The sequence below is a fragment of the Mycobacterium sp. NGS15 genome, from assembly GCF_059813245.1.
Genome location: NZ_JCALEF010000006.1, coordinates 223,355 through 246,957, shown reverse-complemented (window position 1 = coordinate 246,957; position 23,603 = coordinate 223,355). Strand labels below are relative to the sequence as shown.

The following is a 23,603-nucleotide window of genomic DNA, read 5'->3' as shown; positions in this document are numbered from 1 at the left end:
CTCGCCCACGTTTCACACTCGGCGCAGCCGCGGAGGCCCTGGCCTGCACAATGAGGGCGTGCGCGAGACATTTTGTGGACGACCGGTCCGCACCGATCGTGCTCTCATCATGGCGATCGTCAACCGCACGCCGGACTCCTTCTACGACCGCGGCGCCACCTTCACGGACGAGGCCGCCCAGGCCGCCGTGCACCAAGCGGTAGCCGATGGCGCGGATGTTGTCGACATCGGCGGCGTCAAGGCGGGTCCGGGCGAGGCCGTGGACGCCGAGGCGGAGATCGCGCGCGTGGTGCCGTTCATCGACTGGGCGCGCAGCACACACCCAAACTTGCTGATCAGCGTCGACACCTGGCGCGCCGAGGTCGCGGACAAGGCCTGTGCGGCGGGTGCCGACTTGATCAACGACACCTGGGCGGGGGCCGATTCCGAGCTACCCTCGGTGGCGGCCGCTCACGGCGCCGGACTGGTGTGCTCGCACACCGGCGGCGCGGTACCGCGCACCCGGCCGTTTCGGGTGAACTATGGGACCGAAGTGGACGGTGTTGTCCATGCCGTCATCGCCGAAGTGACCGCATCTGCCGAGCGTGCGGTGGCTCTGGGGGTATCTAAGGATTCAATTCTGATCGATCCGACGCATGACTTCGGCAAAAACACCTTCCACGGGCTCACTTTGTTGCGCCACGTAAACGATCTCGTTAATACCGGGTGGCCGGTGTTGATGGCATTGAGCAACAAGGATTTCATCGGGGAGACTCTTGGTGTGGGACTGACGGAACGACTCGAGGGCACTCTCGCCGCCACCGCGCTGGCGGCGGCGGCCGGTGCCCGCATGTTCCGGGTGCATGAAGTCGGACCCACACGCCGCACGCTGGAAATGGTGGGCTCCATCGTGGGAACCCGCCCTCCGGCGCGAACAGTGAGGGGGTTGGCATGACCCATCAACTTGACGGAACAGTGGGTATCGACCCGAGCTGGCTGGATACCCACAGCTGGAATCGGCCCGAATGGACCGTGGAACAGCTTGTTGCCGCGAAGAAGGGCCGCACCGTGTCGGTGGTGCTGCCCGCGCTCAACGAGCAGGAGACCGTCGCCGCGGTCGTCGACACCATCAGCCCGCTGCTGGGTGGCCTGGTGGACGAGCTGATCGTCCTTGACTCGGGCTCCACCGATGACACCGCGATCCGGGCGGTGGCCGCGGGCGCGCGCGTCGTCAGCCGTGAGCAAGCGCTACCCGAGGTGCCGCCCAATCCGGGCAAGGGCGAGGTGCTGTGGCGTTCGGTGGCCGCGACCACCGGCGACGTGATCGCCTTCGTCGACTCGGACCTCATCGACCCGGATCCGATGTTCGTACCGCATCTGCTCGGCCCACTCTTGCTGGGGCAGGGTGTGCACCTCGTCAAGGGCTTCTATCGGCGTCCGCTGAAGGTCAGCGGGGCCGAGGACGCCAACGGTGGCGGTCGGGTGACCGAGCTGGTGGCCCGCCCCATGCTGGCGGCGCTGCGGCCCGAGCTGAGCTGCGTGGTGCAGCCGTTGGGCGGTGAGTACGCGGGGACTCGCGAGCTGTTGTCCTCGGTGCCCTTCGCGCCCGGATACGGGGTCGAGATCGGGCTGCTCATCGACACCTATGACCGTCTCGGGCTCAACGCCATCGCTCAGGTGAATTTGGGTGTGCGCAGTCACCGCAATCGGCCGTTGGTCGAGCTCGGAGTGATGAGCCGGCAGGTGATGGCGAGCATGCTCTCGCGCTGCGGAATTCCGGACTCCGGGGTGGGAATCACTCAGTTCTTCGCCGACGGTGACGGGTTCACCCCGCGCAGTTCGACGGTCTCGCTGGAGGACCGCCCGCCCATGAACACCCTGCGCTGACCGTCACGTCTTCTGGATTTCGTGCTCACCCGCGGTGGGCGACCACACGGTGACGACCATGTGTCCGTCATCGAGCCGCACCGCGGACGCCCCCTGGATGTCGGCGACGTAGAACGGCGCGAACCGTCTTCCGCGTAGGTCGAATCCGATGGTGACGTAGAGATGCTCGGCGAAGGCGGCGTGCAGGTCGAGATCCTGCTCATCCTGCACCGTGCCCCAGACCTTGGCGTCGCCCGCGCTGATATGGGTGTCGGTGGTGGCCGTGTGCAGCTCGAAACGGGGATCGTGGGCGAGGTCGGCGAGCTTGGCGGTGCCGGGCATGCCGCCGACGATCAGCCGGCCTTCGAAGATGCGCGGTTCCATCGGGCTGATCCGCGGTGCGCCGCTGTGTCGCAGCGTCGAGAGGAAGCACAGATTGCGCGTCGCGTGGTGACGCCGGATGAACACTTCAGCGATCGTCGGGGCGTGCTGCGTGAACTCTTGCCAGGAGGTCATGACCCCACGCTAAGCCCGGATGTCGGACCTCGCTGGCAAGATCGTGTCGTGACGTTCGCTCTGACGTATCTGCTGGTTCTCGTTGCGGTTGCCGCCGTGCTGTTCGTGCTGGGCTCGATGCTGTTCGGGCGCGGGGAAGAGCTACCGCCGCTGCCCAAGGGCACCACCGCCACCGTCCTGCCCGCCGAGAAGGTGACGGGCGCCGACGTGGACGCCGTCAAGTTCTCGCTGGTCTTTCGCGGGTACAAGGCCAGCGAGGTGGATTGGGTGCTGGACCGGCTGGCCCGGCAGATCGACGAGCTGCGTGCCGAGCTCGGCGAGGTGCAGGGCTCCCGAGCCAATATCGAAGCCAATGCCGAGTAGGGAGCTCTCTCGCTGTTCCTGGGCGGTCGATCCGGCCGGGTCGACGCTGTACGCCGACTACCACGACAACGAGTGGGGGCGCCCACTGTACGGGCGCGATGCGTTGTTCGAGCGGCTGTGCTTGGAGGCTTTCCAGAGCGGGCTGGCGTGGATCACCATCCTGCGTAAACGGGAGGGTTTCCGGCGTGCGTTCGACGGCTTCACACCGGAGCGGGTCGCCCGCTACGGCGACAAGGACATAGCACGGCTGATGGCCGATGCCGAGATCGTGCGGAACCGCGCCAAGATCGAGTCCGCGATATCGAATGCCCGCGCCGTCCTCGATCTGGACACTGATCTTTCGGACCTGCTGTGGTCGTTTGCGCCGAAACGCCGCGCCCGGCCTCAACGTCTTTCGGACGTGCCGGCAGTAACCGACGAGAGCACGGCGATGGCCAAAGAACTCAAGCGCAGAGGTTTCCGTTTTGTGGGCCCTACCACGGCGTATGCCCTGATGCAGGCCACCGGGATGGTGGATGATCACGTGCGTTCCTGCTGGGTTCCCCGAGCCGATACCGCCCCTTCCGGAGGGCCCAGTTGAGGGTCTGCTGTCCCCAGATGTTCGCGATAGGGAAGAATGGTGCAGTGAAACGGCAGCTCAGATAGGGAACAATGGTCGGAGATGCCGAACACCCTTGGCTGGAATTTGGAGGGAGCACACGATGGCGGCCATGAAGCCCCGAACAGGCGACGGTCCTCTCGAGGCTACGAAAGAGGGGCGCGGGATCGTCATGCGCGTGCCACTGGAAGGTGGCGGTCGCCTGGTGGTCGAGCTGACCCCCGATGAGGCCGCCGCACTCGGCGACGAACTCAAGAACGTCACCAGCTAGGACCCAGCCTCTGGCGCTAGCTGCAGACTTTTTGATAGATCTGCAGCGTCATCTCCGCGATGTGCGCCCACGAGAACTCTTCGATACAGCGCGCTCTGCCCGCATTGCCGAACTCGGCGGCGCGGGCCGGGTCCGCGACTAATGCGTTGACCGCAGCGGCGAGCCCCGCCTCGAACGCCGCGGCTTCGCTGCTTTCGTACGCCACCAATGTTCCGGTGACGCCGTCGGCAACGACCTCGGGTATCCCGCCGACGCGCGACGCCACGACCGCTGTACCGCACGCCATCGCCTCAAGGTTGACGATGCCCAACGGCTCGTAGATCGATGGGCATACAAAAACCGTTGCCGCGGAAAGCACTTCCCGCAGTTTGGGAGCAGGCAGGAACTCGCGTATCCAGTGCACTCCGGGCCGCACCGCGGCCAACTCGGTGACGGCGCCCGTGACCTGCTCGGCGATCTCGGGGGTATCCGGCTCGCCTGCGCACAGGATCAACTGCACCTCGGGGGAGAACCGGTGCGCGGCCGCCACCAAATGCGCGAGGCCCTTCTGGCGGGTGATCCGTCCGACGAACACGACAATCGGGCGGTCCAGATCTACACCGAGTTCGGCGAGGACCGATCCGGGTTGGGTGATCGCCTCGGCCGGATCGACCGGATACCAGGTTGTGGTGTCGATTCCATTGCGCACCACGTAGATCCGGCTGGGATCCAAATCGGGATAGGTCGTCATGATGTCCTCGCGCATCCCGCTGCTGACGGCGATGACCGCGTCAGCGGCGTGTATCGCGGTGTGTTCAACCCACGACGACACCCGGTATCCGCCGCCGAGTTGTTCGGCTTTCCATGGGCGGCGGGGTTCCAGGGAATGCGCGGTCAACACATGCGGAATGCCGTGCAGCAGCTTGGCCAGATGTCCCGCCAGACCGGTGTACCAGGTGTGCGAATGCACCACCGTCGAACCCGCGGCCGCAGCAGCCATCACCAGATCGGCCGACAAGGTCGTCAAGGCTGGATTAGCACCGTCCAACGCGTGGTCGGGCCTGTGCACGAAGGCACCGTCGCGGGGCTGGCCCATACAGTGCACGTCGACCTCGCACAGTGTGCGCAGCTGAGCCACCAACTCGGTGACGTGGACCCCGGCCCCGCCGTACACCTCGGGTGGGTACTCCCGCGTCATCATTGCCACCCGCGTTGGGGATGAGCCGCGTGCGAGAAGACCCTCCGCCGGGGATGAGCCGCGTGCGCGAAGACGGTCGGTCATGCCACGACCGTAGTAGGTGGCCCTGACGACCGCTGCCTCTGGCTCGTCACGCACGCGGCTCATCGCCGGCCCGCCACAGGGTGTACCGCTGGCCGCTTCTGCCGAGTGCCGATAGGTTGATTGCTATGAGGGCATCGCCACACGTTCTGGGGATCGTGCTTGCCGGCGGTGAGGGCAAGCGGCTTTACCCACTGACCGCCGACCGCGCGAAACCGGCGGTGCCCTTCGGCGGTGCCTACCGGCTCATCGATTTTGTGCTGAGCAACCTGGTCAACGCGCGGTTCTTGCGGATTTGCGTTCTGACTCAATACAAATCGCACTCACTGGACCGGCACATCTCGCAGAACTGGCGGCTGTCGGGTCTGGCGGGGGAGTACATCACGCCGGTCCCCGCCCAGCAGCGGCTCGGCCCGCGCTGGTACACCGGCAGCGCCGATGCCATTCACCAGTCACTCAACTTGATCTACGACGAGGATCCCGAGTACATCGCGGTGTTCGGTGCCGATCACGTGTACCGGATGGATCCCGAGCAGATGCTCGACTTCCATATCGACAGTGGTGCGGCGGTGACGGTCGCGGGAATTCGCGTTCCCCGCGCGGAGGCCACCGCATTCGGCTGCATCGATGCCGACGACACCGGCCGGATTCGGGAGTTCATTGAAAAACCGGCGGATCCTCCGGGCACGCCGGACGATCCGGACGCCGCGTTCGTCTCGATGGGCAACTACATCTTCACCACCAAGGAACTCGTCGACGTCATCCGCGCGGATGCCGAGGACGACCACTCCGATCACGATATGGGCGGTGACATCATTCCCCGCCTGGTGGCCGATGGGCGGGCCGCGGTCTACGACTTCAACACCAACCTGGTGCCCGGCGCCACCGAGCGCGATCACGCGTATTGGCGTGATGTCGGGACCCTCGACGCGTTCTATGACGCGCATATGGACTTGGTGTCGGTGCACCCGGTATTCAACCTGTACAACCGGCGCTGGCCCATCCGTGGCGAGTCGGAGAACCTGGCGCCCGCCAAGTTCGTCAACGGCGGTTCCGCGCAGGAGTCGGTGGTCGGCGCCGGGAGCATCATCTCGGCGGGCTCGGTGCGCAACTCGGTGCTGTCCTCGAATGTCGTCGTCGACGACGGTGCCGTTGTCGAGGGCAGCGTGCTGATGCCCGGCGTGCGGGTAGGCCGCGGCGCGGTGGTCCGGCACGCGATTCTGGACAAGAACGTAGTTGTCGGTGTCGGAGAACAAGTTGGCGTCGATATCGAGCGCGACCGCGAGCGGTTCAACGTCAGCGCGGGCGGCGTCGTGGCTGTCGGTAAGGGCGTCTGGATTTAGCTTCGCGTGCGGTGCGTCCTCACCACACCAGCGGCACGAGACGGCTGCGCACCTGCTCGGTGTATTCGTCGTAGCCCTGCAGGTCGTGGCGCAGCATCTTCTCCTCATCCAGGATCCGTACCACCAGGGAGGCGCAGGCCGGGATGACCGCGAGCAGGCCCCAGTACGAGCCCAGTGCCAACGGCATTCCCGCCATCATCACCAGCGAGCCGCTGTACATGGGGTGGCGAACCAGCCCGTACAGCCCGCTCGACGTGACGGTCTGTCCGGACTCGACGGTGATGCTCGCACCCGCGTAGTTGTTCTGTGCCACCACAAGTGTGGCGGCACTCAGTCCGGCGACCACCAACACCTCACCGACTATCACCAGCCAGGTGGGCACCTGCGACCAGCCGAACCGGTGGTCGAAGGCGCTCACCACAACCAGGGCCAGAAATGAGCTCAGCAGCACGGTGACCGCGATTTTCTGCACTAGGCGAGTCTCCGCGATGGGGCCACCATGTAATCGGCGTTGCAGCACAGCGGGATTCGTGGCACCCAGATAGATCGAGGAGACCGTGGAGCTGATCACTAAGATGGCCAGAAAAACCCAGGCCTGCCAATAGTCGAATGTCCCCGCGGGCCAGAACAGCGCCGCGCCAAACACGGCGAGGGCGATGACGCCCGAAACGGCAGCTTGTACACCAATTTTCATGATCTTCCTTTCTTAGATTGCATCGCGGCGTCGGTAGATATCTCCCGCGGCCGTGATGAGCCCGGCACCGATCACCATGAGGACGAACATGGTGAGCCACGGGTATTCCACGGGAGCGCTGACTCGCATCACCGGGGACAGCTTCACCATCCAGGACGGAAGCTGCAGAATTCCGGCATAGAGCATGCCCACCGAGAACGCCACCACGAGCCAGCCGATCCAGCTCTGCCGCACGGCAACCGCGATGGCCGCGATACCGCAGACCAGCAGCAGGGCGGGGACCTGTGCCAATCCCGCGAGCGTGAGGCGCCACATCAAATCCGGGTTGTGCAACGTGCTGGCCGCCCCCAGCCCGCCACCCAGTCCGGCGAGCGTCATGAGCAGTGCACTACCCAATGCCGTCACCGCGACCGCGGATAGCAGCCAGTTCCAGCGCGATACGGCGCGGGCCAGCACGGCCTCGGCGATACCGGACTGTTCATCCTTGGTGAGTTTCACGATCGCCGACACCACGTATGCAGTGGCCGCGATGGCGAGCACCTGGTTGAAGGTGGCGAATATGCTGTCGAGACCGTGCGCCGAGAAGGCTCGGGCCAGCATCGGATTGGTGGCGATCGAGTCCCGCAGGCTCTTGGCCATCGAGCCGAATGCCATACCGCCCAGGAAAATCCCCACTCCCCAGCCGGCGAGCAGTCCGCGTTGCAGTTGCAGGTTGAGACCGAATACGGTCTTGATCTCAGGAGCATTGGGGTTCTCGCCGCGCGAGGGCAGCACCCCCGCGTCGTATTGGCGATGCGCTTCGAGCGCATGTGCGGTCAACATCAGGGCTAGCGTGATGCCCGCCAGCAGCAGCAAGGGCCACCACCGCAGGCCGACGAAGGGCCGCATCTGCTGAGCCCAGGCCAGGGGTGAGAACCAGCTCAGCGCGCTGCCCTGGTTGTCGATGATGTCGCCGAGTCCGCGAATCACCACGGCGGCCGCGAGGGTCGCCATGGCCACACCGCTGGCCATCCGGGAAGTGCGCCACAACTGTCCTGTGACGGCTGCGATTCCGGCGAAAACCATGGAGGCCCCGGTGATCCCGAGGCTAATACCGATGCTGTCGGCGATATCGAATCCCGCTGCGGATAACGCGATCGTCATCGCGACGGCCAGGACGGCGTTCATCAGGCCCACCACGATGAGTGCCGCGTAGGTGCGGGCCTGGTGGCCGATCACCGCCGACATCACCAACTCGGCGCCACCGGATTCCTCTTCGGCGCGGGTGTGCCGGATTACGGTCAGGATGGACATGATGGCGGCGGCGGCGATCATGACGGTCATCAGTTCGTTGGCGACCATGACGCCGATATCTGTCTCGTTGACGCCAAAGTTCGGTCCGCCCATGATGATCCCGGCCGGGGTCTTCATCATCGTGACCCGGGCCATTCGGTCGGCGGAGGTCGGATACATCGACGCGAACGCCAGCGGCGTATAGGTCATCAGCAGGGTCAGCCAGCCGACCCACATGCAGATCCGGAAGCGGTCGCGGCGCAGCGCCAACAAGATCAAGGTGCTGGTTCCGGCCAACGGGTGTCGTGGGGTGCCGTCCGAAATCGGCTGGCGAATCGGCAGGGTCGCAAAGTTGGTGCTCATCGCGGTACGCCCTGATACTCGCGCATGAATAGTTCTTCGAGCGATGCCGGTGCCACCGTGAGGTCGACGATCCCCAGGCTTGCCAGCTGTTCCATGGTGCGGTCCAGGTCGCTGCGATCGACCGTGAAAGAGGCCCGATTGCCGCCGATCGTGAGGTCGCGCAACTGTGGAATCGATTTGAGTCCAGAAGGATTCGCTAACGTGCGGACCGCCACGGACGTCCGCATGAAATGGCGCAGCTCGGCCAGCGATCCGGTCAGCACTGTACGTCCGGCGCGCACGATGGTCACCCGGTGGCACAGCTTCTCCACCTCGGCCAGGATGTGGCTGGACAGCAGCACCGCGCAACCTCGCGCGGCCACATCGGCCACACACTCTTGAAAGACCGTCTCCATCAGGGGATCAAGGCCAGACGTTGGTTCATCGAGTATGAATAGCTCGGCATCCGAGCAGAACGCGGCGATGAGCGCCACCTTCTGTCGGTTGCCCTTGGAGTAAGTGCGAGCCTTCTTTGAGGGATCGAGTTCGAAGCGTTCGATGAGTTCGTTGCGCCTCGGCAGTGAAATATGCGCAGTACCACGCATTCTGGTGAGGAAGTCAATTGCCTGCCCGCCGGTGAGATTGGGCCATAAAGTGACATCCCCCGGCACATAGGCGATGAGTCGATGTAAAGCGACTGCGTTGACCCACGGATCGCCGCCGAGCAGCTGTACCGAGCCGGCGTCGGCACGCAGCAGGCCGAGAAGCACCCGAATGGTAGTGGACTTTCCCGCGCCATTGGGCCCGAGGAAGCCCGCCACTTCGCCGTGGGCGACCGACAGATCGAGACCATCGAGCGCCTTGGTGTTACCGAAGGACTTCGACAGTCCACGAATTTCGACCGCAAGGTTGGGGTACGTCACGTCAAAGCTCCTTCATCTAAAGGGTTCTCCTGTTGTGCTGCAAAGGCATCGAGCATGGTGGAGTCGGTCATCAGGCCCTCGGTGTAGACCTCGATTGCGGGGAGAATCAGCTCGTCGGAGTACCGGCGCAAGATCGTGCCCAGGTCGTCGTCGGGATACATCTGCACGTAGATGGCTAGCGCGCCCACGCCCGTGAGCGACACCCACAACGCGCGCCCCTTGGGATCGCGGCTCGGTTTGACGGTGCCCGCGCGTACCCCGTCATCCAGATATGCCTCAGCATCGTCGATGGAGCGCTGAAGAAACGCGCGGCCGGGCTCTCCTCCCGATTGGAGACTGTGCAGCAGGTACCTGACCATCGGCGCGAATGTTTCGATCTCGTCGATGGCGTCGAGCCAGACCTTGGGATCGTTGGAGGTGATGGTCCGCGACTTCTCCGAACGGATGTACTCCAGCAGATATTCGTCCACCGCCCGTCGCAGCCCATCCTTGGATCCGTAGTGGTGGATAACGAGCGCGGGGCTTACCCCGGCGGTATCGGCGATAGCCCGGACGCTCGCGCCGAAGCCTTGTTCCCCCCACAGCTTGATCGCGGCATCCCGAATGCGGGCGGTGGCGGTGAGGTCGTCTGCTGAACGCATGTTCAGTAGACTAAACACGCGTTCAGGCGCGCGTCAAGCACTATCCGCGGAGAAATGAGTGCCGTGACGAAAAGGGTTCGTAAGGGCGCGCCGAAACTACGGTCTCCGCGTCACTTCGCGAGTGGCTCGCGCACAATGCGGCGTGTCGACGACTGGAACGTCAGTCGCGGGTGGCGGCGAGCAGGCCATCGCCGAGCGGGATCAGTACCGCTGTGAATCGGCCGTCGTCGGCGATGATGCGTGCGGCCTCGCGGACGCCGACCACGTCGGGGTCCTTGGCCCCCGGATCACCCGCGCGCCCACCGGCGGATGCGCCGTGGATAACGACCGCCCCGCCCGGGCGCAGCAACCGAATGCCCCCGGCCAGAAACTCGGGTTGATCGGCCGGCACTGCGTCGATGACGAGTAGGTCATATGACTCGTCGGCCAGCCGGGGCAGCACCTCCTGTGCGCGGCCACCGATAAGGCGAGTGCGCGACGGCGCGATGGCAGCCTCCGAGAACGCCTGTTTGGCGCTGCGCTGATGTTCGGGCTCCACGTCAATGGTGGTCAGCACGCCGTCCTCACGCATTCCTGAGAGCAGCCACAAGCCGCTGACCCCCGCGCCCGTACCTACTTCGACGACGGCCTTGCCGCCGGAAAGACGTGCGAAGACACTCAGGAGTGCGCCGACGGCAGGCGTTACGGGGCCCGCACCCAGGTCCACGGCGCGTTCCCGGGCGGCGGCGACGATTTCGTCTTCGGAGATGGCGCCCTCGGCGTGGCTGACCATCGCCTCGACGCTGGATCGGTCTGCGCTGCTGGTCACGATTCGATCCTGTCGAGCGGGAGGGGATATGTCCCGCGACACGCCGGACTCGTGACCGATCGGGGCGTTTTCCTGTTCCGGGGCCCTGGTGAGATCGGATCGAGACCGCATTCTCAGGAAGAGTTAAGTTGGCTCATAAGTGACCCACACCTCGGTAGTAGAAGGTCATTGCTATGTCGCGATCCATCCTGAAAACGCGCCCCGCCGCGCAGGCCCAAGCCGGGAATAACACCCATGGCATCCGGGTTGAGCAGGCTGAAAGTCTCCCCATCGCAGGTGAGGCTGTCGGAACCGAACAGGAGGAACGCGCGATTTCGCTTACGTCTATCAGTGAGCCGGCCGAATACACCGACTTTGTCGAGGTGACCGATCCCGCCGAACTATCCGGGACCGCAGTGTTCGATGCCACCGGAGACCAGGCAGCCATGCCGTCTTGGGATGAGCTCGTTCGTGAGCATGCCGACCGCGTGTACCGCTTGGCTTACCGTCTGTCGGGCAACCAGCAAGACGCCGAGGACCTGACCCAGGAAACCTTCATCAGGGTCTTCCGCTCGCTGCAGAACTACCAGCCGGGCACATTTGAGGGCTGGCTGCACCGCATCACCACAAACCTGTTCCTCGACATGGTCCGCCGCCGTGGGCGCATCCGCATGGAGGCCCTGCCCGAGGACTACGACCGCGTGCCGGCAACCGATCCGGACCCCGAGCAGATCTACCACGACGCTCAGCTGGGCGCCGATCTGCAGGCCGCGCTGGACGCGCTGGCTCCGGAGTTTCGCGCAGCCGTGGTGCTATGCGACATCGAAGGTCTGTCCTACGAGGAAATCGGCGCCACATTGGGCGTGAAGCTCGGCACTGTGCGCAGCCGCATTCACCGCGGCAGGCAGGCCATCCGTGAGTATCTGGCTGCGCGCTCCTCGTCGTCCGCGCTCGCGGCCGCCGAATAACGCACGACGTCATTGGTGCAGGTTGGTACGCAATGAGTACTTTCGCGCGCTATCTTCGAGTTAGGTCGGTACGAGTCCGCCGACCTTTCCAGACCGAAGGGAGCGTTGCCGTGGTGGATAGCGGCTCGTTCCGGCGGGCGTTCTCGAGTTTCTCGTCGTTCTCGCGGCTACCGTCTCCGTTCGCCTCCCAAAGTGAGGCACCAGTCGGTGCTCCTCGCCAGTTCGGTTCGACCGAGCATTTGTCCACGGAGGCGATAGCGGCGTTCGTGGATGGCGAGCTCCGGATGAGCGCGCACCTGCGGGCGGCGCACCACCTGTCGATGTGCCCCGAATGCGCGCTCGAGATCGATGCGCAGCGCCAAGCGCGCAGCGCACTGCGTGATTCCGGGGGTATCCGGGTGCCCGGTTCACTGCTTGGATTGCTCAGCCAGATTCCGCATATCCCGCACGAGGCGGTACCGCCTCAACCGTCGTCACATGACGGCGACATGCCGCCTGCGTTGGGCAAGGACGCGGCGCGGCCAGATAGTCGCGAACGCCGTAAGCGCCGGTAGGGTGGGCCGGTGACCGCAAAACAGGACACCGCTCCCCGGTTGGCGCCGCGCCCGGTAGACCGGCCGGCCGTCGATCCGGCTTCGCAGCGGGCTTTTGGCCGTCCTTCGGGGGTATCCGGTTCGTTCCAGGGGTTGGACAAGTACCGGGACCAGGGGGAGTACACACCGCGGGTGGGGCCGCCCGATCCGGTGCTGGCACAGGCCTTCGGGCGACCCGATAACACCACTACTTCCCTGCAGCGTCATCCCGCCGATGCCGGCAAGCTCAATGCCGCCGATGAGGGTCCCGACGCCGCCGAGGATCCCTGGCGCGATCCGACGGCACAGGTTCATCTAGGGAGGCCCGGGGTCGCCAAGGCGCCCGTCGCGGTGGACGGCACGCCCGCCCCCAAGCTCGGGGTCCGTGATGTTCTTTTCGGTGGCCGGGTCTCGATTCCGGCGCTCGCCATTCTTGCGGCCGTCGCACTGCTGATCGGCTTGGTCGGCGGCATCATCGGCCGTAAAACGGCCGAGGTGGTCCAGGCCTTCACCACGTCGAAGGTCACGCTGACCACCGATGACAGCACCCAGCCCGACGAGTCCCGCTTCACCGCAGTCGCCAACGCGGTCAAGAGTGCGGTGGTAACCATCGAGGCCAGCTCGGACGATGAGGTGGCCCAGGGCTCAGGAGTGGTGATCGACCCCAAGGGCTACGTCATCACCAACAACCACGTGATCTCCGACGCGGCCAAGAACCCCGGCAAGTTCAAGATCGAGGTCATCTTCAACGACAGTAAAAAGGTGCCCGCGAACCTTGTTGGGCGCGACCCGAAGACGGATATCGCAGTGCTGAAAGTGGACAACGTCGACAACCTCTCGGTGGCGCGCCTCGGTGACTCCGACAAGGTCGCCGTGGGCGCCGAGGTCATCGCCTTCGGTTCTCCGCTCGGTCTGCGAAGCACGGTCACCAGCGGCATCATCAGTGCACTACACCGCCCGGTGCCGCTTTCGGGTGAGGGCAGCGATACCGACACGGTCATCGATGCGCTCCAGACCGATGCCGCGATTAACCACGGAAACTCCGGCGGCCCGCTCATCGACATGAAGTCTCAGGTAGTTGGCATCAACACCGCCGGAAAATCGTTGAGCGACAGCTCAAGCGGTCTCGGCTTTGCGATTCCGATCAACGAGGCGGCCGAGGTGGCACAGACACTGATCCGCGAGGGCAAGATCGTGCACGCGACGCTCGGGATCAGCAGCCGCACGGTCAGCAACGCGACCGCCACGGGCGCCGAGGTGGCCAACGTGAAGGCCGGCAGCCCCGCCGAGAGGGGCGGCATGCTGGAGAACGATGTCGTCGTCAAGGTGGGTAACCGCGCGGTGGCCGATGCCGATGAGTTTGTGGTCGCGGTGCGGCAGTTGAAGATTGGACAGGAAGCCACTGTCACGGTGCTGCGCCAGGGGCGCCCCGTCGAGCTCAAAGTTACTCCCGGCCCAGACGGCTCCTGATGTTCGGCAGTGTCGGCTGGGGGGAGCTGTTGGTCCTACTGGTCGTGGGGCTCGTGGTGCTGGGTCCCGAGCGGCTTCCGGGTGCGATTCAGTGGACCACTGAATCGCTGCGCAAGGTGCGTGACTACGCCAGCGGCGCGACGGCCTCCCTGCGTGAGGAGCTTGGCCCGGAGTTCGACGATATGCGCAAGCCGCTCGCCGAGCTGCAGAAGCTGCGCGGTATGACGCCCCGTGCCGTTATCACCAAACACCTTCTGGATGGTGATGATTCGGTGCTCGATTCGTTGACCAAACCGCTCGACGACATGAAGAAGGCCGTGTCGGAGCCGGCGCCGGCTGTCAACCCTGAGCTCACCAAGGCCGCAGAGCCCGGCCCGGCCCGATTCGACGCCGACGCGACCTAGTTGCGCCGCGCGGTATCGATGTTCAGCGACATGCCCGCCAGCCCGCGACTGCGTGTCGAGAGTTTATCGGCGACCGACCGAAGTGCTTGGCCTGCTGCCGAATCCGGCTGACTAAGCACAATCGGCAGCCCGTCGTCGCCACCCTCGCGTACCGCGGGATCCAGCGGGATCTGCCCCAAGAGGGGCACTTTCGTTCCGACTATGCGGGTCAGGCTCTCGGCGACGGTGTCGCCGCCGCCTGATCCGAACACCTCCATGCGGGTGCCATCGGGCAACACCAGCCAGGACATGTTCTCGACCACACCGACGATGCGCTGACGGGTTTGGGTCGCGATCGCCCCCGCGCGCTCGGCCACCTCGGCGGCGGCCTGCTGGGGCGTCGTCACCACCAGAATCTCGGCGCCGGGAATAAGCTGTGCCACCGAGATCGCCACGTCGCCGGTGCCCGGAGGCAGGTCCAGCAGCAGTACGTCCAGGTCTCCCCAGAACACGTCGGCCAGGAACTGCTGCAGGGCGCGGTGCAGCATCGGCCCGCGCCACACGACCGGTGTGTTCCCCTGGGTGAACTGGGCGATCGAGATGACCTTCACATCGTGGGCCACCGGGGGCAAGATCATCCGCTCTACCTGCGTGGGACGGTCGGAGGTGCCCATCATGCGCGGCACCGAGTGGCCATAGATGTCGGCGTCGAGCAATCCGACCGACAACCCCTTGGCCGCCATCGCCGCGGCGAGGTTGACGGTGACACTGGATTTTCCGACGCCCCCCTTGCCCGAGGCCACCGCGTAGACGCGAGTGAGGGAGCCGGGCTGGGCGAAGGGGATGACGGGCTCGGCGCTGTCGCCGCGCAACTGCTTGCGCAGCTCGGTGCGCTGCTCGTCATTCATGACATCCAGCAGCACTCGCACGGTGCCGACGCCATCGACATCGGCGGCGGCCTGGGTTACCTGCTCGGAGATCTCCGCTTTTTTCGGACATCCGGAGGTGGTGAGGTAAATCCCGATCTCGACGTTATGGGCGTCGTCGAACGTGATGTTCTTGACCATTCCCAATTCAGTGATGGGACGGCGAAGTTCGGGGTCGATTACCCCGGCGAGTGCACTGCGCACGGCCGTGGTGAGCTCGGATGTCACTACCCGAGTCTAGGGCGTGCCGTTTAGGACTTTGGCGCTGCCGGTCCCGGTGCCGGTCCGGGGGCCGGTCCCAGCTCCACCGGCGGCGGCGGCGGAGCGAACGGATTGAACGGCTGTGTTGCAGGAGCCGGTGCGAAAGGGTTGAAGGGTTCAGCAGGGGGCGGCGGCGCGAACGGGTTGACGGGCTCGGCCGGAGGCGGTGGCGCGCAGAAGAACATGCACGGCGCCTGGGGTGCTTCGGGTGCCGGCGCGACGGCTCCGGGTGGGCCGGCGACGCCTACCCGGTCGGGTGTCAGGGGAGTGACGATCGGCAGCTGCGCCAAGGGGTCGTTGGGGGACAGTGAGGCGACGTCCGTCACCGAGCCCGGCCCGAGCCCACGGGATTCGCCACCGCCCAGGTGGGCCTTGCGTTCGGGTGCGACATCGGCGGCAGTCAGCGGTGGCAGATTGAGCGGGATTACCCCGGTGGCGTAACCGGCGGCCCAGGCGAGCACATTCTGTGCGTACGCCACCGAATTGTTGTAGCGCAGGATGGATGACATCACCTGCGAGCGGTCCCGCAAATTCAATCCGCCGCTGCACAAATAGCGGGCGGCGGCAAGGCTCGCATCGAAGACGTTCTGTGGGTCGGCCTTTCCATCGCCGTCACCGTCGGAGGCGTAGTGGTTCCAGGTGCTGGGCAGGAACTGCATGGGGCCCATGGCCCGGACGTACACCTGCGCACCCTGAGTGCGGGTCTGCTCATGGTCGACGATGACCTCGTTACCCGGGAGGGTGCCGTCCAGACTCGGGCCATAGATGGGCCGGACCACGCGGCCTTTCACGTCCGTGGCGCCGTTGTTGGCGTGGCCCGATTCGATCCGGCCGATACCCGCCAGCAGGTTCCAGCTCACCCCGCAACCGGGTGCGGCCTTGGCCATCATCCGCTCGGCGTTCTGATAGGCGTCCAATGCGATCTTCGGGATGCCAAGTCCCCCAGGGGCCATCACGATCCCCGGTGGCGGCGGTGCGATCGCAGCGCTTGGTGCCACGCGGTACTGCGTCGGCGGGCGCATCACAGTCACCAGGTTCAGCGGACCCATATCCGCCTGCGCGGCGACCGCAGACGCCAGCGGCACGGGAATGGGCACCGCGGCCTGCCCGCTGACCTGTGCACTGCTGGCCGCGACGGCGGAGCCCACGACCACCAAGGCGCTGAGCCCACCGACCCGAAGCCAGGGCACCGGCGCGCCCGTGACGCGTAGCGCCACGTCGCGGGCATGCTGTACCGACGACGCAACCCAACCCGGAAGCTTCACCGCGCCCCTATCTCTCGGGCCCCTGTCTACGCATGGGTCCCATCTGTCGGCACCCATTCTGACGTATGCAGTCGTGACGGATGTGACCGATGTGAACCGGAGCAACCATACCGGCGAGATGACGGTCCGGTTGCAAAATAGGCAAACCCCAGCGAATCGCGGCCTGCCGATGAATCCGCCCTGAGCATGCCGAGTTCGGTCGGGCCGTGCACCGAAAATGGGCGAGTGGCTATCTCGGGCTGCGTAGGTGGCCCATGAATCTGACTTACGGTCAGTGTCTGGACGCAAACATAATCAATTGATAGCGTTGCAGCATGACCGCTTCACCGGAGGTTGCCGTCCACTGGGAACTCGGCTCCGATCGCCCCCGCGAGGACTACGGATTCTTTGGGCCTGACTCGCCGACGTGGAAGGTGTGGAGCAGCCCCACCGCGCTGATCGGTTTCCAGCGCTCGGTGGTACTGGAACATTTCGAGCCTCATCTGGCCGCCGCAGTGGCCGATTCGGCGGGCATCTATCGGGATCCGCGGGGACGGATGGACGGGACCCTCGCCTACTTCCTCATCGTCGCGACCGCCGATTCGCGTACCGCGGTCGAGGCTTCTGAGCACCTGCAAAAGGTTCATGCCCGCTCCAAGGGACTCGACCCGGTGACCGGCAAGCGCTACAGCGCCAACGATCCGGCCTCGCAGCTGTGGATCCATGTGACGGGCTGGCATTCGGTGCTCAAGTGTTACGAGATGTTCGGGCCTGGGCCGTTGAGCCAGGCCGAGGAGGACCGTTACTGGTCCGAATGTGTGACCGCAGCCGAGCTGCAGACCGTCAATCCGGCCGATGTACCGCGGTCGCGTGACGAGGTTCGCGAATACTTCGCCCAGATGCGCCCCACGCTGTGCACCTCCGAGCGCGCTCAGCACGCCATGCACTACCTGCTGCGCACTCCGCGGGCGGGCAGCAATCTGCGGTTCTGGGCGGTCAGTCGGCTGATGGCTCCGGCGACCATTGCGACGTTGCCCCGCTGGATGCGGGAATTGGGTCAATTCGATCAGCCTGGAATTGTCGACGTGGCGTACCGGCCGTGGGTGTCTGCGGCCATGTCGGTCGCCAGCGTTCCGGCGATCGAAGACTCCATTGCGCGATTCGCCAAGTTGCCGATGACCGCCACGACCTTGCGTGACTTCCACGCGGCCAAGGCGCCGGTGCGCACGGTCACCGTCACGCCGGCGGAGGCTAAAGAGCGGTACGGGAGGCGAGCCACCGCATAAGGCGGCGCTTTAGGCTGGCTAGCTGTGACCTATCGACCGCGCCGCACCACCCTCGCCGTCCCCGGCAGCAGCCAGAAGATGATCGACAAGGCGAAAACCCTTCCTGCGGACGAGATTTTCCTCGATCTTGAGGACGCCGTGGCGGCACCCGCCAAGGTTGAAGCGCGCCGGCGCATCGCCGATGCCGTGAACGCACCGGGATGGTCGGGCCAGCTGCTGTCGGTGCGCGTCAATGACTGGACCACCGAATGGACCTACGCCGACGTGGTGGAGGTTGTCTCTCGGGCCGGCCGCAATATTGACAACGTCCTGCTGCCCAAGGTGATAGACGCCTCGCATGTCACGGCGCTGGATCTGTTACTGACACAGGTCGAGCGATCACACGGACTTGAGGTGGGTGCGATCGGCATCCAGGCGCAGATCGAGAATGCCGAAGGGCTGACCAATATCGACGCCATCGCATCGGCAAGCCCACGTGTGCGGTCGTTGGTCTTCGGCCCGGCCGACTTCATGGCCAGCCTTGGCATGCGCACCCTGGTGGTCGGGGAGCAGCCTCCCGGCTATGACGGCGAGGCGTATCACCATGTGTTGATGACCATTCTGGTTGCCGCGCGGGCGCATGGAATCGACGCCATCGACGGCCCCTATCTCAAGGTGCGCGACGTCGCTGCCTTCCGGGTCGCGGCGAGCCGTTCGGCTGCGCTGGGCTTCGACGGGAAATGGGTGCTGCACCCGGCGCAGATCGAGGCGGGCAACGAGATCTTCAGCCCACGTCAGGAGGACTACGACAGGGCCGAGCTCATCCTGGACGCTTATGAGTGGCACACCTCGGTGGCGGGTGGCGCACGGGGTGCGGTGATGCTGGGAGACGAGATGATCGACGAGGCCAGCCGCAAGATGGCGCTGGTGATCGCGGGCAAGGGCCGCGCTGCGGGGATGGTGCGGCAGGCGCCGCCGTTCGAGCCCCCGGCGGGCTAGTGCGAGCTCGGGCTAGCCGCCCCCGGACGCGATGCCGATGACCATGATCAGCACCCAGAACACGATGACCGCGGCACCGATGACGATTCCGGCGATGGCCACGCCCTTGCCGTCCTGCGGCGAGGTCTTGAGCTGGTTGAGCGCGATGAATCCCATGATGACTCCGGCAATGGATCCGATTCCGCAGAAGACACCGACGATCGACGCGATCAATGATCCGATGGCCAGCGAGTTGGTGCCGCCGGTCTGTCCGTATGCGCCATATCCGTACGGGTCGGCGTAGCCGGGCGCCGGATATCCGGGATAACCACCGGCGGGATAACCGGGAGGCGGATATGCGCCCGGTTGTCCCGACTGATACGGGGGATAGGCCTGGCCGTATTGGGGATATGTCGGCGGTGCCGTTGGGTACGGCGGAGGCGCGGTGGGATAGGGGGTCGGGTAGGCAGGCGGATAGGCGGGATAAGACGGTGGAGCTCCGGGGGCCTCCCACGCCGGTGGAATGCTCGGCGGCAGCTGGCTGGCCGAGGAAACGGCATCGGCCGGCGGAGCGGACTTTTCCAGGGACGGGTATTCGTATCCGGACGAAGCGTCGGGGCCGGCGCCGGAGGATTCGTTACCCGGGGTAGTCATGGCGCAAACTTAGCGTATCGAGGTGGTTTCTGGCCGTGCTGCGGGTGGAAAGTCGCAGGTAGCGGTCAAAGGGGCACCAACTGTCGCAGTCGGGCGTTAAATAAGTGCTAGCTATGCATCACTGACTCTCCAGGAGGACCGAACTCGTGGGACAACCGCTCACACCCGGGCAACCACAGCGCTCGACGTCACCGCGTTCCCCATTGTCTTCGTCGTTGTCCTTGCCGACGCCGCCGAAAGGCTGGCCCATCGGTTCGTACCCGACATACGCGGAGGCGCAACGCGCCGTCGACTACTTGTCCGATCAGCAATTCCCGGTCGAGAACGTCACCATCGTCGGAGTGAATCTGATGCAGGTCGAGCGGGTGACCGGCCGATTGTCATGGCCCAAGGTGCTCGGCGGGGGCATGCTCAGCGGAGCCTGGCTGGGCTTGTTCATCGGCCTGGTGCTGGGGATGTTCAGTACAAATCTGGCCGGCTCACTCATCGTCGGACTCACCGTCGGGTTGGTCTTCGGATTGGTCACCGCCGCGGTGCCCTATGCGATGACGAGGGGCACAAGGGATTTCGCATCGACTATGCAGCTCGTCGCGGGACGATATGACGTGTTGTGCGAGCCTGCGCAGGCCGAATCCGCGCGCGACATGTTGGCCAAACTAGCTATCTAGACTCCGTCGGCTCGTGCCGGACGGTGCTGGCCGGCGACGTTGCCCGCGCTCTTGATGATGGGACGCGCGCACCGAACATGTTGCATGTCACCTGGTTTTAGCTCTACGGTTGCCGCGCGGGACGGGTGTGCCCGCCGTGCCGGCACACGGAAGTGCCGAGGCGCGTCAACGGACCAGGAGGCGGTCGTGTTGGAGTCGTCGGCCGGATGGTTCCGACGGAAGAGTGTGGCGCTGGGCTCGACCCTGCTGGCCGGCCTGACGCTGGCCTCGCTGACGGGATGCGCCCGCTCCGACGACGACATCGTCATCCGCTTCTACACGCCGGCCAGTGAGGCCGGGACCTTCACGGCCGCTGCGCAGCGATGCAACAAAGAACTGGGCGGCCGGTTCACCATCCGGCAAGTCAGCCTCCCGAAGCGGGCCGACGAGCAGCGGTTGCAGCTTGCCCGCCGATTGACGGGCAACGATCGCACCCTGGATCTGATGGGTATGGACGTGGTGTGGACCGCGGAGTTCGCCGAAGCAGGTTGGGCGCTGCCGCTTTCCGATGACCCGGCAGGCGTCACCGAGGCCAACGCGCAGCGCGACACTCTCGCGGGCCCGCTGGCGAGTGCCCGCTGGAAGGACAAGCTGTACGCCGCCCCTTTGAGCACCAACACCCAACTGCTCTGGTACCGCAAGGACCTGGTAGCCGAACCGCCCGAGACGTGGGATCAGACCGTGCAGGAAGCCGAGGGTTTCGCACGTTCGGGCGGGCCTAGTTGGATCGCGTTGCAGGGCAAGCAGTACGAAGGTCTGGTGGTGCTCTTCAACACCCTGCTGGCCAGCGCTGGCGGCTCTGTTCTGGCCGATGACGGCAAGACGGTTACCCTGACCGATACCCCGGAGCATCGCGCGGCCACGGTCACCGCATTGCGGATCATCAAATCGATCGCGACGGCAGACGGTGCGGACCCTTCCATCACCCAGACCGATGAGGGCACAGCGCGTTTGGCCTTGGAACAGGGTAAGGCCGCCTTCGAGGTCAATTGGCCGTTCGTGATGGCCAGCATGATGGAGAACGCAATCAAGGGCGGGGTGCCGTTCTTGCGTCTGGACCGGCGACCGGACCTGACCGGCGCGATCCGGGAAGCGGGGCGCTTTGAGCCGAGCGATGAGCAGTTCACCGCCGCATATGAGGCTGCCAGTGCTGCACTCGGTTTCGCCCCGTATCCAGCGGTAGTCGCCGGTCGGCCCGCCAAGGTCACCATTGGTGGACTGAACATCGCGGTCGCCAGGACAACGCGATATAAGGCGCAATCCTTCGAGGCGTTGAACTGCTTGCGCAGCCGGGAAAATCAAAAGGTGACGGCGATCGAGGGCGGCTTGCCCGCGGTGGACGCTTCCCTGTACGACGATCCCGAGTTCCAGGCCAAATACCCGGCGTACGCGATTATCCGCGATCAGCTCGCCAACGCAGCGGTGCGTCCGGCCTCGCCGTATTACCAAGCCATCTCGACGCGAGTTTCGGCGGCCTTGGCGCCGATCACCGCGATCGATCCCGAGCGTACCGCCGACTTGCTGACCGATCAGGTGCAGAAGGCCGTTGACGGACGGGGGCTGATCCCGTGAGTAATTCGGTGAACAACGCTGCCGCCTCCGACGGAAAGAAGGCCGAGCGCCGCCTCGGTCTGCTGCTCATCGCGCCCGCCGCGATTCTGATGCTCGCGGTTACCGCGTATCCCATCTGCTACGCGGTGTGGCTTAGCCTGCAGAAGTACAGCTTCGCCAGCCCGCAGGACCGCAAGTTCGTGTGGTTCGACAACTACGTCACGGTGCTGACCGACAGGTATTGGTGGAGCGCCTTGGTGGTCACACTGGTGATCACGGTGATTTCGGTGGTCATCGAGCTCGTGCTCGGGCTGACCCTCGCGCTGGTGATGCATCGGACGATCTTCGGCAAGGGTGTGGTGCGCACCGCCGTGCTGATCCCATACGGAATCGTCACCGTGGCAGCGTCATACAGCTGGTACTACGCATGGACGCCGGGCACCGGATATCTGGCGAATCTGCTTCCTTCGGGCAGCGCACCACTGACACAACAGATTCCATCGCTCGCGGTGGTGATCCTGGCCGAGGTGTGGAAGACCACACCGTTCATGGCACTGCTGTTGCTTGCGGGTTTGGCCTTGGTTCCCGACGATTTGTTGAAGGCCGCCCAGGTCGACGGCGCCAACGGCTGGAGCCGGCTGATCCGCGTCACCATCCCGATCATGAAACCCGCGATTCTCGTCGCGCTGCTGTTCCGCACGTTGGATGCCTTCCGGATCTTCGACAACATCTATGTGCTCACCGGTGGCAGCAACAACACGGGATCGGTGTCGATATTGGGGTACGACAATCTGTTCAAGGCATTCAATGTTGGGCTTGGCTCGGCGATCAGTGTCCTGATCTTCCTGTGTGTGGCCGTCATCGCCTTCATCTTCATCAAGGGGTTCGGCGCCTCGGCGCCGACGGCGGATGACGAGGGGGCAAGACGGTGACCCGCACGAAGCCGGCGCGTGTTCGGCAGTTGTCGGGGTGGGCGATCGCCGATGTATTGGTGCTCTGTTACGCGCTGGTACCGGTGCTGTGGGTGCTGAGCCTTTCGCTCAAACCCACCTCGACGGTCAAGGATGGCAAGTTCTTCCCGTGGCCGGTGACGCTTGATAACTACCGTGGCATCTTCAGCGGGAACGTGTTCACCTCGGCGTTGGTGAATTCCATCGGCATCGGGCTCATAGCGACGGTGATCGCCGTCAGCGTGGGCACCATGGCCGCCTACGCGGTGGCCCGGCTGGACTTCCCCGGGAAGAAGGCGCTTGTCGGTGCGGCTCTGCTCATCGCGATGTTCCCGCAGATCTCGCTGGTGACACCAATTTTCAATATTGAGCGCTCCGTCGGCCTGTTCGACACCTGGCCTGGGCTGATCATCCCGTACATCACCTTCGCGTTACCCCTGGCCATTTACACACTGTCCGCGTTCTTCCGCGAGATCCCTTGGGAATTAGAGAAGGCCGCCAAGATGGATGGCGCCACACCGGCACAGGCCTTCTGGAAGGTTATCGCCCCGTTGGCCACGCCGGGCATCGTCACGTCCGCGATCCTGGTGTTCATCTTCGCCTGGAACGACTTGCTGCTGGCGATCTCGCTGACGGCGACGGACCGTTCCATCACCGCCCCGGTCGCCATCGCGAACTTCACCGGCAGTTCGCAATTCGAGGAACCCACCGGATCGATTGCCGCGGGCGCCATCGTGATCACGGTGCCGATCGTCATTTTCGTGCTCATATTCCAACGACGGATCGTTGCCGGATTGACCTCCGGTGCAGTGAAGGGTTAG

The 23,603-nt window shown here is 64.9% G+C and carries 26 protein-coding genes; 16 read left to right on the top strand and 10 right to left on the bottom strand.

Annotated elements, in window-relative coordinates; all coding sequences use genetic code 11:
- Positions 1-109 precede the first annotated feature (109 nt).
- Positions 110-934: a dihydropteroate synthase gene (folP, locus tag AC5Y5C_RS18760; protein ID WP_499976052.1), complete on the top strand. Its 825-nt coding sequence runs from the start codon at positions 110-112 to the stop codon at positions 932-934.
- The gene (locus AC5Y5C_RS18755; protein WP_499975167.1) at positions 931-1,866 is read left to right on the top strand and encodes a glucosyl-3-phosphoglycerate synthase; all 936 of its coding nucleotides are present in this window, start codon (positions 931-933) and stop codon (positions 1,864-1,866) included. Before folP ends, AC5Y5C_RS18755 begins: the two co-directional genes overlap by 4 nt.
- 3 nt (positions 1,867-1,869) lie before the next feature.
- Here the strand turns inward: AC5Y5C_RS18755 and AC5Y5C_RS18750 are convergent, their stop codons facing one another.
- Positions 1,870-2,361 carry a pyridoxamine 5'-phosphate oxidase family protein gene (locus tag AC5Y5C_RS18750; protein ID WP_499975166.1) on the bottom strand — a complete coding sequence of 164 codons (492 nt, stop codon included), beginning with the start codon at positions 2,359-2,361 and terminating at the stop codon, positions 1,870-1,872.
- A 48-nt stretch (positions 2,362-2,409) separates the two neighbouring features.
- Between AC5Y5C_RS18750 and AC5Y5C_RS18745 the strand changes: the two genes are divergently transcribed.
- The 3 genes from AC5Y5C_RS18745 to AC5Y5C_RS18735 all read left to right on the top strand — a co-directional run bounded on the left by AC5Y5C_RS18745 (position 2,410) and on the right by AC5Y5C_RS18735 (position 3,593).
- Positions 2,410-2,724, top strand: a complete 315-nt coding sequence (locus AC5Y5C_RS18745) for a DivIVA domain-containing protein (RefSeq protein WP_499975164.1) — start codon at positions 2,410-2,412, stop codon at positions 2,722-2,724.
- Entirely contained in the window at positions 2,714-3,304 is a 591-nt protein-coding gene (locus tag AC5Y5C_RS18740) for a DNA-3-methyladenine glycosylase I (protein WP_499975162.1), read from the top strand. The genes AC5Y5C_RS18745 and AC5Y5C_RS18740 overlap by 11 nt, the downstream gene beginning before the upstream one ends.
- Positions 3,305-3,425: 121 nt before the next feature.
- Positions 3,426-3,593: a DUF3117 domain-containing protein gene (locus AC5Y5C_RS18735; RefSeq protein ID WP_005059648.1), complete on the top strand. Its 168-nt coding sequence runs from the start codon at positions 3,426-3,428 to the stop codon at positions 3,591-3,593.
- Positions 3,594-3,609: 16 nt separating this feature from the next.
- Here the strand turns inward: AC5Y5C_RS18735 and glgA are convergent, their stop codons facing one another.
- Complete coding sequence (glgA, locus tag AC5Y5C_RS18730; protein WP_499976050.1) at positions 3,610-4,773, bottom strand: glycogen synthase; 1,164 nt, start codon at positions 4,771-4,773, stop codon at positions 3,610-3,612.
- Positions 4,774-4,979: 206 nt separating this feature from the next.
- Here glgA and glgC point away from each other — a divergent pair, with 206 nt between their 5' ends.
- Positions 4,980-6,194 (top strand): glucose-1-phosphate adenylyltransferase, encoded by a 1,215-nt coding sequence (gene glgC, locus AC5Y5C_RS18725; RefSeq protein ID WP_499975160.1) that lies wholly within the window; start codon positions 4,980-4,982, stop codon positions 6,192-6,194.
- Between the two features lie 19 nt (positions 6,195-6,213).
- Here the strand turns inward: glgC and AC5Y5C_RS18720 are convergent, their stop codons facing one another.
- The 5 genes from AC5Y5C_RS18720 to AC5Y5C_RS18700 all read right to left on the bottom strand — a co-directional run bounded on the left by AC5Y5C_RS18720 (position 6,214) and on the right by AC5Y5C_RS18700 (position 10,838).
- Positions 6,214-6,888 carry a methyltransferase family protein gene (locus AC5Y5C_RS18720; RefSeq protein ID WP_499975159.1) on the bottom strand — a complete coding sequence of 225 codons (675 nt, stop codon included), beginning with the start codon at positions 6,886-6,888 and terminating at the stop codon, positions 6,214-6,216.
- Positions 6,889-6,900: 12 nt separating this feature from the next.
- Entirely contained in the window at positions 6,901-8,523 is a 1,623-nt protein-coding gene (locus AC5Y5C_RS18715; protein WP_499975155.1) for an ABC transporter permease, read from the bottom strand.
- A complete protein-coding gene (locus AC5Y5C_RS18710) occupies positions 8,520-9,425 on the bottom strand; it encodes an ABC transporter ATP-binding protein (RefSeq protein WP_499975153.1) in 906 nt (301 codons plus the stop codon). Before AC5Y5C_RS18710 ends, AC5Y5C_RS18715 begins: the two co-directional genes overlap by 4 nt.
- The gene (locus AC5Y5C_RS18705; protein ID WP_499975150.1) at positions 9,422-10,066 is read right to left on the bottom strand and encodes a TetR/AcrR family transcriptional regulator; all 645 of its coding nucleotides are present in this window, start codon (positions 10,064-10,066) and stop codon (positions 9,422-9,424) included. The genes AC5Y5C_RS18710 and AC5Y5C_RS18705 overlap by 4 nt, the downstream gene beginning before the upstream one ends.
- Positions 10,067-10,226: 160 nt before the next feature.
- Positions 10,227-10,838, bottom strand: coding sequence for an O-methyltransferase (locus AC5Y5C_RS18700; RefSeq protein WP_499976048.1), 612 nt, complete (start codon positions 10,836-10,838; stop codon positions 10,227-10,229).
- 209 nt (positions 10,839-11,047) lie between these two features.
- Between AC5Y5C_RS18700 and sigE the strand changes: the two genes are divergently transcribed.
- The 4 genes from sigE to tatB all read left to right on the top strand — a co-directional run bounded on the left by sigE (position 11,048) and on the right by tatB (position 14,267).
- On the top strand, positions 11,048-11,821 hold the full coding sequence (sigE, locus tag AC5Y5C_RS18695) for an RNA polymerase sigma factor SigE (RefSeq protein WP_499975148.1): 774 nt from the start codon (positions 11,048-11,050) through the stop codon (positions 11,819-11,821).
- Between the two features lie 110 nt (positions 11,822-11,931).
- Complete coding sequence (gene rseA / locus AC5Y5C_RS18690; RefSeq protein WP_499975146.1) at positions 11,932-12,375, top strand: anti-sigma E factor RseA; 444 nt, start codon at positions 11,932-11,934, stop codon at positions 12,373-12,375.
- 9 nt (positions 12,376-12,384) lie between these two features.
- Positions 12,385-13,863 (top strand): serine protease HtrA, encoded by a 1,479-nt coding sequence (gene htrA, locus AC5Y5C_RS18685; protein ID WP_499975144.1) that lies wholly within the window; start codon positions 12,385-12,387, stop codon positions 13,861-13,863.
- Entirely contained in the window at positions 13,863-14,267 is a 405-nt protein-coding gene (gene tatB, locus AC5Y5C_RS18680) for a Sec-independent protein translocase protein TatB (protein WP_499975142.1), read from the top strand. The genes htrA and tatB overlap by 1 nt, the downstream gene beginning before the upstream one ends.
- Here tatB and AC5Y5C_RS18675 read toward each other — a convergent pair.
- Both AC5Y5C_RS18675 and AC5Y5C_RS18670 read right to left on the bottom strand, forming a co-directional pair.
- Positions 14,264-15,400, bottom strand: coding sequence for an Mrp/NBP35 family ATP-binding protein (locus tag AC5Y5C_RS18675; RefSeq protein WP_499975140.1), 1,137 nt, complete (start codon positions 15,398-15,400; stop codon positions 14,264-14,266). The genes tatB and AC5Y5C_RS18675 overlap by 4 nt on opposite strands.
- A gap of 23 nt (positions 15,401-15,423) precedes the next feature.
- Entirely contained in the window at positions 15,424-16,698 is a 1,275-nt protein-coding gene (locus tag AC5Y5C_RS18670) for a lytic transglycosylase domain-containing protein (RefSeq protein WP_499975137.1), read from the bottom strand.
- 314 nt (positions 16,699-17,012) lie between these two features.
- Here AC5Y5C_RS18670 and AC5Y5C_RS18665 point away from each other — a divergent pair, with 314 nt between their 5' ends.
- Both AC5Y5C_RS18665 and AC5Y5C_RS18660 read left to right on the top strand, forming a co-directional pair.
- Positions 17,013-17,963: an oxygenase MpaB family protein gene (locus AC5Y5C_RS18665; RefSeq protein WP_499975133.1), complete on the top strand. Its 951-nt coding sequence runs from the start codon at positions 17,013-17,015 to the stop codon at positions 17,961-17,963.
- A gap of 24 nt (positions 17,964-17,987) precedes the next feature.
- Complete coding sequence (locus AC5Y5C_RS18660; protein WP_499975131.1) at positions 17,988-18,941, top strand: HpcH/HpaI aldolase/citrate lyase family protein; 954 nt, start codon at positions 17,988-17,990, stop codon at positions 18,939-18,941.
- Positions 18,942-18,953: 12 nt separating this feature from the next.
- On the opposite strand, the gene AC5Y5C_RS18655 is transcribed toward AC5Y5C_RS18660, so the two are convergent.
- Positions 18,954-19,574 (bottom strand): DUF4190 domain-containing protein, encoded by a 621-nt coding sequence (locus AC5Y5C_RS18655; RefSeq protein WP_499975129.1) that lies wholly within the window; start codon positions 19,572-19,574, stop codon positions 18,954-18,956.
- Positions 19,575-19,777: 203 nt separating this feature from the next.
- Here AC5Y5C_RS18655 and AC5Y5C_RS18650 point away from each other — a divergent pair, with 203 nt between their 5' ends.
- The 4 genes from AC5Y5C_RS18650 (at position 19,778) to AC5Y5C_RS18635 (ending at position 23,603) form a co-directional block, all read left to right on the top strand.
- Positions 19,778-20,242, top strand: a complete 465-nt coding sequence (locus AC5Y5C_RS18650; RefSeq protein ID WP_499976045.1) for a YflT domain-containing protein — start codon at positions 19,778-19,780, stop codon at positions 20,240-20,242.
- A gap of 186 nt (positions 20,243-20,428) precedes the next feature.
- Positions 20,429-21,853 carry an extracellular solute-binding protein gene (locus tag AC5Y5C_RS18645; RefSeq protein ID WP_499975127.1) on the top strand — a complete coding sequence of 475 codons (1,425 nt, stop codon included), beginning with the start codon at positions 20,429-20,431 and terminating at the stop codon, positions 21,851-21,853.
- On the top strand, positions 21,850-22,764 hold the full coding sequence (locus AC5Y5C_RS18640) for a carbohydrate ABC transporter permease (protein ID WP_499975125.1): 915 nt from the start codon (positions 21,850-21,852) through the stop codon (positions 22,762-22,764). Before AC5Y5C_RS18645 ends, AC5Y5C_RS18640 begins: the two co-directional genes overlap by 4 nt.
- Positions 22,765-22,793: 29 nt before the next feature.
- A complete protein-coding gene (locus AC5Y5C_RS18635) occupies positions 22,794-23,603 on the top strand; it encodes a carbohydrate ABC transporter permease (protein WP_499976041.1) in 810 nt (269 codons plus the stop codon).

Excerpts from the sequence above, each read along its gene's own strand:
- AC5Y5C_RS18655 (WP_499975129.1), bottom strand. The coding sequence starts at position 19,574 with ATGACTACCCCGGGTAACGAATCCTCCGGCGCCGGCCCCGACGCTTCG.
- AC5Y5C_RS18720 (WP_499975159.1), bottom strand. The coding sequence starts at position 6,888 with ATGAAAATTGGTGTACAAGCTGCCGTTTCGGGCGTCATCGCCCTCGCC.
- AC5Y5C_RS18715 (WP_499975155.1), bottom strand. The coding sequence starts at position 8,523 with ATGAGCACCAACTTTGCGACCCTGCCGATTCGCCAGCCGATTTCGGAC.
- glgA (WP_499976050.1), bottom strand. The coding sequence starts at position 4,773 with ATGATGACGCGGGAGTACCCACCCGAGGTGTACGGCGGGGCCGGGGTC.
- tatB (WP_499975142.1), top strand. The coding sequence starts at position 13,863 with ATGTTCGGCAGTGTCGGCTGGGGGGAGCTGTTGGTCCTACTGGTCGTG.
- sigE (WP_499975148.1), top strand. The coding sequence starts at position 11,048 with ATGTCGCGATCCATCCTGAAAACGCGCCCCGCCGCGCAGGCCCAAGCC.
- AC5Y5C_RS18740 (WP_499975162.1), top strand. The coding sequence starts at position 2,714 with ATGCCGAGTAGGGAGCTCTCTCGCTGTTCCTGGGCGGTCGATCCGGCC.
- AC5Y5C_RS18735 (WP_005059648.1), top strand. The coding sequence starts at position 3,426 with ATGGCGGCCATGAAGCCCCGAACAGGCGACGGTCCTCTCGAGGCTACG.
- AC5Y5C_RS18705 (WP_499975150.1), bottom strand. The coding sequence starts at position 10,066 with ATGCGTTCAGCAGACGACCTCACCGCCACCGCCCGCATTCGGGATGCC.
- glgC (WP_499975160.1), top strand. The coding sequence starts at position 4,980 with ATGAGGGCATCGCCACACGTTCTGGGGATCGTGCTTGCCGGCGGTGAG.
- AC5Y5C_RS18700 (WP_499976048.1), bottom strand. The coding sequence starts at position 10,838 with ATGGTCAGCCACGCCGAGGGCGCCATCTCCGAAGACGAAATCGTCGCC.
- AC5Y5C_RS18665 (WP_499975133.1), top strand. The coding sequence starts at position 17,013 with ATGACCGCTTCACCGGAGGTTGCCGTCCACTGGGAACTCGGCTCCGAT.
- folP (WP_499976052.1), top strand. The coding sequence starts at position 110 with ATGGCGATCGTCAACCGCACGCCGGACTCCTTCTACGACCGCGGCGCC.
- AC5Y5C_RS18750 (WP_499975166.1), bottom strand. The coding sequence starts at position 2,361 with ATGACCTCCTGGCAAGAGTTCACGCAGCACGCCCCGACGATCGCTGAA.
- AC5Y5C_RS18755 (WP_499975167.1), top strand. The coding sequence starts at position 931 with ATGACCCATCAACTTGACGGAACAGTGGGTATCGACCCGAGCTGGCTG.